Source organism: Vibrio sp. OPT46 (assembly GCF_015163535.1).
GTDB classification, from domain to species: Bacteria; Pseudomonadota; Gammaproteobacteria; order Enterobacterales; family Vibrionaceae; genus Vibrio; species Vibrio alginolyticus.
Map to the genome: position 1 here is coordinate 29980 of NZ_JADDYG010000308.1, position 7605 is coordinate 37584.

Consider the following 7605-nt stretch of genomic DNA (forward strand, 5'->3'; position numbering starts at 1 on the left):
GCCACGAATTACGATTTATAGATATGAAAGGTAAGTATGGCAGTCCTCGAAATTCTCTCCATTCCAGACCCAAGGCTTAAAGTAAAAGCAGAAAAAGTCACTGATGTATCGACAGTACAAACGCTGATAGACGATATGCTAGAAACACTTTACGCAACGGGCAATGGTATCGGTTTAGCTTCAACCCAAGTAGGCAGAAAAGAGGCGGTTGTTGTCATCGATATCTCTGACGAACGCAATGATCCTTTAATCTTAGTCAATCCAGAAGTGGTGAGCGGAGAAAACAAAGCACTTGGTCAAGAAGGGTGCCTATCTGTTCCTGAGTACTACGCAGATGTAGAGCGTTACACGTCAGTTGTTGTTTCTGCACTAGACCGTGATGGCAACCCGATTACAATTGAGAGCGGTGAGTTCTTGGCGATTGTGATGCAGCACGAAATTGACCACCTATCGGGTAACTTGTTTATTGATTACCTTTCACCGCTGAAGCAAAAAATGGCGATGAAAAAAGTGAAGAAGTACGTAAAATCGCAAGCTAAGTAATATGAAAGGAAGTAACTCACAACCGCGAGTTACTTCCTTGTAAATCAAGAATAGGACGGTAGGGAGAGCGGTTTATCTCTGCTTTTGGGGGACATAACGCTTTACGACCTTCATAAGCTTCTGAAATGAAGAACAGTCCATATGTGACTCATGAGGGCAGGTGGCAACATGGTTTAGGCTGTCTCGCACCGCTTTCAAACGTTTTATTTGCTCATCAATCTCAAGTGCCTTTTTCGTTAGTAAGTCACGATCGATATATGGCTTTGAAACTTCTGATTGATTCAACATTTCTGCCATTTCGTTAAGCGATATTCCAGCGATACGCCCCAAACTAATTAAATTGAGTGTATTGAGTACCTCTGGTGAATATTGGCGTCTCAATCCATTCCTTCCTATCGAGCGAATTAACCCCAGCTGTTCGTAGTACCTGAGCGTTGAAGTCGGCAATCCTGATTTTCTAACCACTTCTGCAATATCCATATTATTCCCCATTGACTTCAAGTTGGCTTTAAGTTGTAGCATGCAACTAAGACCTTAACAAATCAAAAACTTGAGGAGAGAAAAATGCTGCTTTTAATGGGATTGCAAGCGGTGCTAATAGGGATTGGTGCCACTTTGATAATGGATTTATGGGCATGGTTACAAAGGATAGTGTTTGGTATTCCTTCATTAAACTATGCGTTGGTTGCGCGCTGGGTTTTGTACATGCCCCAAGGAAAGCTTATGCATGCGCCAATTATGGCGTCAGAGGCGATGCCGGGAGAAAAGTCACTTGGCTGGTTTTTGCATTATGCCATCGGCGTTACTTTCGCTTTGGCTCACGTTACTGTTTTTGGTCATCATTGGTTGGTAGAGCCCAGTCTAATGCCCAGCTTAATTACAGGCGTGGTAACGTTGATCTTCCCATTTTTGGTCATTCAACCTTGTCTAGGATTTGGTTTTGCTGCGAGTAAAACCCCAACACCTTGGAAAGCCCGTTTTCTTAGCACATTGGCGCATTTGGGTTATGGTTTGGGTTTATTCATAGCCGGGTTTGCAATCAAAGTTACGAGCCAGTATTTTGCATAGAGAACATGAGCATCATGCAAACGAGTGGTTTTTATCTATGATGCTCAACTCTTGGTTGTTTTTTGCGCTTTGATCATAGTTGACCGATATGTCTAAAGTCTGTTGCATTTATCCAAGATGTAAAGTCGGCGGATATTTAACATTGCCTTAACGTCAGAATGGCAAGCGGTTTACCAAGAAAAACTAAAATTATCTGGTTTGACATAAAGAATATTAAGGGTTTCAGATGGCTTCAAAAGTGGCAGGGATATCAATACTGAGTTTATTGGCAGCGCCAGTTGCGATGGGAGAAACAGCCAGTGCTTATGATTTATGTTTGCTAGACAAAATAAAGCAAAGCAAAGGTGAGGAAACCATAAAGAGCATTCGCGCGCAGTGTGAGCTTGACACAGTAACCAGCACAGTGCCCGCTGATCCGGAAATTGAAGAGCCTGAAGAACTTCAGGAAAGTTTGGTCGACAAGCGTTTGGAATCAGAACGAGAAAACGCGTTCGAACCGTTTAGTCTGGTCGCGCATCGCGTTAACTATATTCTTCCGTTTACGTACAGTGATCGAGTAAATAAACGCGCGTATGCTGACACCAAATACGGCGATGAACTGCGTAAGGAAGAGGCGGAGTTCCAAATCAGTTTTAAAGTACCAATGAACTATGATGACTTGTTATTTGATGGCGATGGTCTGTTTTTTGGAATGACTCTTAAATCATTTTGGCAGGTATACACGGGTGCAGCATCTCGTCCATTCCGTGAAACCAATTATCGTCCAGAGCTTTTTTACTACACCCCAACAGACTGGAAACCACTTGATGGTTCGACTTGGTTAGGTTTTGGTATTGAACATGAGTCTAACGGTCAGAGACAGGAGCTATCGCGCAGTTGGAACCGTGTCTATGCCAACGTAACCTTTGCAAAAGACAATTTTGCGGTTTCTATCCAGCCTTGGTGGCGTATACCTGAAGATGAAAAGACATCGCCTAATGATCCCAAAGGTGATGATAACCCGGATATCGAAGACTATATGGGACACTTTGAGCTATCGAGTGCTTACAAGTGGAATGGTTACGAGTTTACCTTTTTAGGTCGCCAGAACTTTCAAACACATAAGGGTTTTGCAGAACTGGGTGTGTCATTTCCGATTTGGGGCAAAGTTCAGGGGTACGCACAATACTCAGCGGGTTATGGTAAGAGCTTGATCGACTATGATCATAATCAGCAGCGGATTGGTGTTGGTATTGCAATCAACGGTGTTTTGTAGTTTTTCGTAGATGGATAGAAATTAACACTGGCAATTGAAATTTCAATATTTAGAATGCGAGGCTGAAATTGATTTCTAACCTAGAGTGATTTTATGCTTCGTGATTACACCTTCGATTGTCTTGTAACTATGCCTCGCCATGAGCTGGAAGAGTTTAGTGCTCGTATGATCAGTAAAATGGTGCCAGAAGACGTGATGAATGAGCTGTTCACTTTTGATCAAGAAGAAGTGGATAGTGAAGACCGCATGTTGTCTGCACGTCTTGATGCAATGCTACGCATGACAGCAATCGCACTGAGTGAAATTCAACAAGCGTTTGATGACTCAGACAACGCAAAGCAAAATAGCGAGCGAATGACGAGATTGGTGCTTTGGCATTTCTACGCGATCTCATTCCGTTTGGAAGAGGCCATCACGCTAGAAACACACTGTGCTCTAGTGGAAAAACTAATCGAAAATGCACCTTCGGATGTTTTTGCGTGGGTAAAAACATTGACGGAGCTGCTGCACACTTACGCTGAAATCAACGCGAAAGAGAATCCTCAAGACTAAACACCTGTCGTTTATCGTTCAGTAAATTAGAAACAAGGCGAGCCATTTGGTTCGCCTTGTTTTTTCGCGTCAGATAAACCTTCGGGTTTGAAATAACAAACAAGCCTAGACTCAGATTTGTTCGTTCACTAGCGAACGGCGTGATTCCTTCTTACACTAAATCAAGGTGTTTGTTGCTAAACAAGCAAATGCATGACTAAGTCGTGTATTGTTTTCCACTTAAATGCGGATAATTTATGTCGAAGAACCTTCTGGTTTTTAAATTGGAACCGACTATTGAGCGTGTACGCTTTCCAGCTGAGCTTCATCTATCTAAAGGAAGTGAACGATGGATCCGTTAACGCAAGGTTTATTGGGTGCAGCTTTGCCACTGGCGGTGAGCAACAAGCGAAACCTTGCAGTTGTTGGCGTGTTGGGCGTGGTCTCTGGGATGGCTCCGGATTTAGATGTGCTAATCCGTTCTTCAACTGATCCTTTGCTGTATTTGGAATACCATCGCCAATTTACTCACTCGCTCTTGTTTATCCCGTTTGGTAGTTTCATTTGTGCTTTGTTGTTGTATCCATTGTTCGCAAAAAAGCGAGGACTAAGCTTCCGGCAGAGTTGGTTTTACTGCGCGCTTGGTTATAGTACCCATGCGTTATTAGACGCATGCACCAGTTATGGAACACAGCTTCTATGGCCGATAAGCAACACGCGTTATGCTTGGAACACTATTTCGGTAATCGACCCCGCGTTCACACTCCCTATTTTAATATTGCTTTTGTTTGTTGCACTGAAGCGAAGCCCAAACTATGCCCGCATTGCATTTTTATGGTGCCTGGCTTACCTAAGTCTTGGAACGATACAACGAGATAGAGCAGAAGTAGTTGGTTGGGAAATCGTCAAAGAGCGACAACACAACGCTATACAATTAAAAGCCAAACCAAGTTTCAGCAATCTTTTGGTTTGGAAACTAATTTATGAAACGGAAGAGAGCTACTATGTAGATGCCGTAAGGGTGGGGCGTTCAATAAAAATTTACCCTGGCGAATCAACTCCAAAGTTAAATATAAAAGAGCAATTTCCGTGGCTAAACCCGCAATCGCAACAAGCAAAAGACATCGAACGTTTCCGTTGGTTTTCAAACGGTTTTGTAGCGACGGATCCGAATAATGAAATGCGAATTGTTGATATGCGTTATTCCATCGTACCAAACCAAATTAATGCGTTATGGGGCATCAATCTATCCCCAAAAGCCAGCGCAGACGCGCACGTTGAATACACTGCTCATCGAGGAAGTACTGCAGAAGAGCGCCAAGTTTTTTTCAACATGCTTACGGATTTTGAGTGATGGTTTTACTTTGGATGTCGATGCGGTTTCGTAATAACTATTACGCAGACTGAAAGTCCTTTACTAGGGTCGGCTTGCTAGCGAAGAAAATCTTGCCAAACAGGGACTTGTACTTCCAGCCAAGAGACAAAAGCCGTTTAGCTAAGTTCTTGTTTTCAATGATTGCAACCTCAACACCTTGGTAGTGGTAAGGATTGCTTTTGATGTAGTCGATAAATGCAGTAAGCACGCCTTGCCCGCGAACGGAGGGTGCAAAGTTGACTGCTACAATAGAAAAGCGTTGGCTACCTGCTGGGCAACGGACTAAACAGTGCCCAAGAGGATGAGTAATAGTCTCAGAAAATTCAGGAAAAGGGCGAGACTCAAGCTCTTGAGAAAGCGCATCGTATCGCTGACATAGATAAGAAAATAGTTGTTTCGCTTCGCTGTTCATATCGGTGCCGCTTTTGTGTTGCTTGGTTTGAAGGCATTGATGTCTCAAACATTGTAACCATAGATAGCAACACAAAACGCGGTAAACTTTTTCAGTAATGATTTCCTATTTTTGAAACCTGAATTGTTACAAATGAAGTTGATTGGGTTTTATATGGTAGTTGTGAACGAGTATTTCTAGTTGAAGGGAGAATACGCTGGTTACTGGATTCTTACTGGAATTCCTTTGTTAAAAGGCGAGCTGCTTGGTTTAATGCCGCTCGTTTAACTGCGAGTGGCATCTTTTGTATTTCGTCACCTTGTACAGCGACGATGGGACATGATGTGGGATCTTCTATCCTAGCTCTTCATGGTCTAAATTATCTCATTAACCACTCAGAGCTAGATTCTTAGTCTCGCCAAGGCTCGCTGGACTGACACAAAAACATCGTTAAACTCCTGTTATTAAATTATTTGGTCCGCCTTTGCTTACTTTTGAACGCTTAACTAGGCGTTACTCCAAGTGCTTAAATTGCAATGCCACAAGTCGCTGATACAACTCACAGCTTTGCATTAATGATTGGTGGTTACCGACATCGACTAACTCGCCATTGTCGAGCACCGCAATTTTATCCGCATGTTGGATAGTCGAAAGACGATGAGCAATAATCAGCGTTGTGCGTCCTTTCATTAGAGCTTCAAGTGCTTGTTGAACGTGATGTTCACTTTCACTATCAAGGGCGCTGGTAGCTTCGTCTAGCAGTAAGATTTTTGGATCTTTTAGAATCGCGCGAGCAATCGCAATGCGCTGCTTTTGTCCGCCCGATAGCCTAACGCCGCGCTCCCCTAAAAAGCTGTGATAGCCTTCGGGAAGCTTCTCAATAAACTCATGGGCATGGGCTTTTTTCGCGGCTTCGATAACTTGTTCATCCGTCGCTTCAGGATTACCGTAGCGAATATTATGGAAAACATCATGGCTAAACAGCGCTGGTTGTTGTGGTACGAGCGCCATTTGACGTCGAAGTTCGTTTGGGTCGAACTGTCGAATATCTTCACCACCAAACAACACTTGCCCTTTTTGCGGATCATAAAAGCGTTGCAGCAGTTCGAATAGTGTTGTTTTACCGGCACCAGAAGGGCCGACCAACGCCAACACTTTTCCTTGTTCAGCAGTTAGATTTAATTCTTTGATTGCTGGTTGATTTGGTCGAGAAGGGTAGTTGAAACTCACCGAATTAAAGTTAACCTCAGCAGGCATGTCGGAACGGACAGGCAAATAGTTGCTTGGCGCTTTAATATCACTGTCTACTTGAAGGATCTCAATCAGCCGTTCGGTAGCACCTGCGGCTCTTTGCAATTCACCCATGACTTCGGAAATGGTTGCAGTCGATGAGGCAACCATAATGGCATAAAACACAAATGCGGCTAGGTCACCCGCAGACATTTTTCCGTGAATCACATCGCTGCCGCCTATCCAAAGCATGCCTGAAATCGCGCTGAACACAATCACAATAACGCCTGATATCAGGATCGCGCGCTGTTTTACTCTCTGTCTGCCTACTTCATAAGCTTTTTCCACCTCGACAGCGAAAGCCGCTCGTTCATGCGACTCTGAGCTAAAACTTTGCACGGTTTTAATATGTTCTATCGCTTCTCCAGCGTAGCTTCCGACATCGGCCATTGAGTCCTGACTTTGGCGAGAGAGAGCACGCACGCGTCGTCCATAAAACAAAATTGGCACCAAAACCAAAGGCACAGAAGCAAGCACAATCAGCGTGAGCTTAACGTTGGTAGCGAATAACATAATGATGGCACCAAAACACATCAAAGCGCTACGCATCGCCATCGAGAACGATGAACCAATAATGCTTTGCAGCAATGTGGTATCGGTAGTCAGGCGCGACATTATGTCGCCACTACTGTTAGTCTCAAAATAGCTCGGATGCAGCGTAATCACATGGTTAAACACCGCAAGGCGAATATCCGCACTAACGCGCTCACCTACGGAAGAGACAAGGTAAAAGCGAAAGAAAGTCCCAATGGCAATACACAATGTGACACCGACAATAAACTGAATCGCATTGGTAAGCTCTTGCAATGATTGCTGAGCAAAGCCTTGGTCGATAAGTATGCGTACTCCATAGCCAACGGATAACGTCAAACTTGCTGTCGCGACAAGGGCAACCAAGGCCGCCGCAACCCGCCATTTATACGGTGCAATAAAGGTGTTGAGTTTAAGAAGAATGCTGAGATTTTTGTTATTTTTTCTGCTCATGAGTGACTCACAAAGCGTTTTAGGTACCTGGCATAGTAAGCCAGTTTGGTTGATGAGACCAGCGAACTACCGCTTTCGGATCAGGAAGTTGAGGAGTTTGATAGAGTAAACATTACTCTATCTGTTTACTTTTAAGTAATCACTTAAGTCACATTGACTACTTACGGA

The 7605-nt window shown here is 43.7% G+C and carries 8 protein-coding genes; 5 read left to right on the top strand and 3 right to left on the bottom strand.

What is annotated here, in order from left to right; all coding sequences use genetic code 11:
* Nucleotides 1-36 precede the first annotated feature (36 nt).
* Nucleotides 37-543 (top strand): peptide deformylase, encoded by a 507-nt coding sequence (gene def, locus IQR33_RS15100; RefSeq protein ID WP_054576019.1) that lies wholly within the window; start codon nt 37-39, stop codon nt 541-543.
* Nucleotides 544-615: 72 nt separating this feature from the next.
* On the opposite strand, the gene IQR33_RS15105 is transcribed toward def, so the two are convergent.
* Nucleotides 616-1023 carry a helix-turn-helix domain-containing protein gene (locus tag IQR33_RS15105; RefSeq protein WP_031778925.1) on the bottom strand — a complete coding sequence of 136 codons (408 nt, stop codon included), beginning with the start codon at nt 1021-1023 and terminating at the stop codon, nt 616-618.
* An 84-nt stretch (nt 1024-1107) separates the two neighbouring features.
* Between IQR33_RS15105 and IQR33_RS15110 the strand changes: the two genes are divergently transcribed.
* The 4 genes from IQR33_RS15110 (at nt 1108) to IQR33_RS15125 (ending at nt 4751) form a co-directional block, all read left to right on the top strand.
* Nucleotides 1108-1611, top strand: a complete 504-nt coding sequence (locus IQR33_RS15110) for a DUF2938 domain-containing protein (protein WP_031781243.1) — start codon at nt 1108-1110, stop codon at nt 1609-1611.
* 226 nt (nt 1612-1837) lie between these two features.
* A complete protein-coding gene (locus IQR33_RS15115) occupies nt 1838-2866 on the top strand; it encodes a phospholipase A (protein WP_005376466.1) in 1029 nt (342 codons plus the stop codon).
* 93 nt (nt 2867-2959) lie between these two features.
* Nucleotides 2960-3418 carry a hypothetical protein gene (locus IQR33_RS15120; protein WP_005388759.1) on the top strand — a complete coding sequence of 153 codons (459 nt, stop codon included), beginning with the start codon at nt 2960-2962 and terminating at the stop codon, nt 3416-3418.
* Nucleotides 3419-3746: 328 nt separating this feature from the next.
* A complete protein-coding gene (locus IQR33_RS15125) occupies nt 3747-4751 on the top strand; it encodes a metal-dependent hydrolase (RefSeq protein ID WP_193837987.1) in 1005 nt (334 codons plus the stop codon).
* A 40-nt stretch (nt 4752-4791) separates the two neighbouring features.
* Here the strand turns inward: IQR33_RS15125 and IQR33_RS15130 are convergent, their stop codons facing one another.
* Complete coding sequence (locus IQR33_RS15130; RefSeq protein WP_005376463.1) at nt 4792-5184, bottom strand: hypothetical protein; 393 nt, start codon at nt 5182-5184, stop codon at nt 4792-4794.
* A 492-nt stretch (nt 5185-5676) separates the two neighbouring features.
* A complete protein-coding gene (locus IQR33_RS15135; RefSeq protein WP_005388762.1) occupies nt 5677-7437 on the bottom strand; it encodes an ABC transporter ATP-binding protein/permease in 1761 nt (586 codons plus the stop codon).
* Between the last annotated feature and the right edge of the window lie 168 nt (nt 7438-7605).

Excerpts from the sequence above, each read along its gene's own strand:
- IQR33_RS15130 (WP_005376463.1), bottom strand. The coding sequence starts at position 5,184 with ATGAACAGCGAAGCGAAACAACTATTTTCTTATCTATGTCAGCGATAC.
- IQR33_RS15115 (WP_005376466.1), top strand. The coding sequence starts at position 1,838 with ATGGCTTCAAAAGTGGCAGGGATATCAATACTGAGTTTATTGGCAGCG.
- IQR33_RS15105 (WP_031778925.1), bottom strand. The coding sequence starts at position 1,023 with ATGGATATTGCAGAAGTGGTTAGAAAATCAGGATTGCCGACTTCAACG.
- IQR33_RS15110 (WP_031781243.1), top strand. The coding sequence starts at position 1,108 with ATGCTGCTTTTAATGGGATTGCAAGCGGTGCTAATAGGGATTGGTGCC.
- IQR33_RS15135 (WP_005388762.1), bottom strand. The coding sequence starts at position 7,437 with ATGAGCAGAAAAAATAACAAAAATCTCAGCATTCTTCTTAAACTCAAC.
- IQR33_RS15125 (WP_193837987.1), top strand. The coding sequence starts at position 3,747 with ATGGATCCGTTAACGCAAGGTTTATTGGGTGCAGCTTTGCCACTGGCG.
- IQR33_RS15120 (WP_005388759.1), top strand. The coding sequence starts at position 2,960 with ATGCTTCGTGATTACACCTTCGATTGTCTTGTAACTATGCCTCGCCAT.
- def (WP_054576019.1), top strand. The coding sequence starts at position 37 with ATGGCAGTCCTCGAAATTCTCTCCATTCCAGACCCAAGGCTTAAAGTA.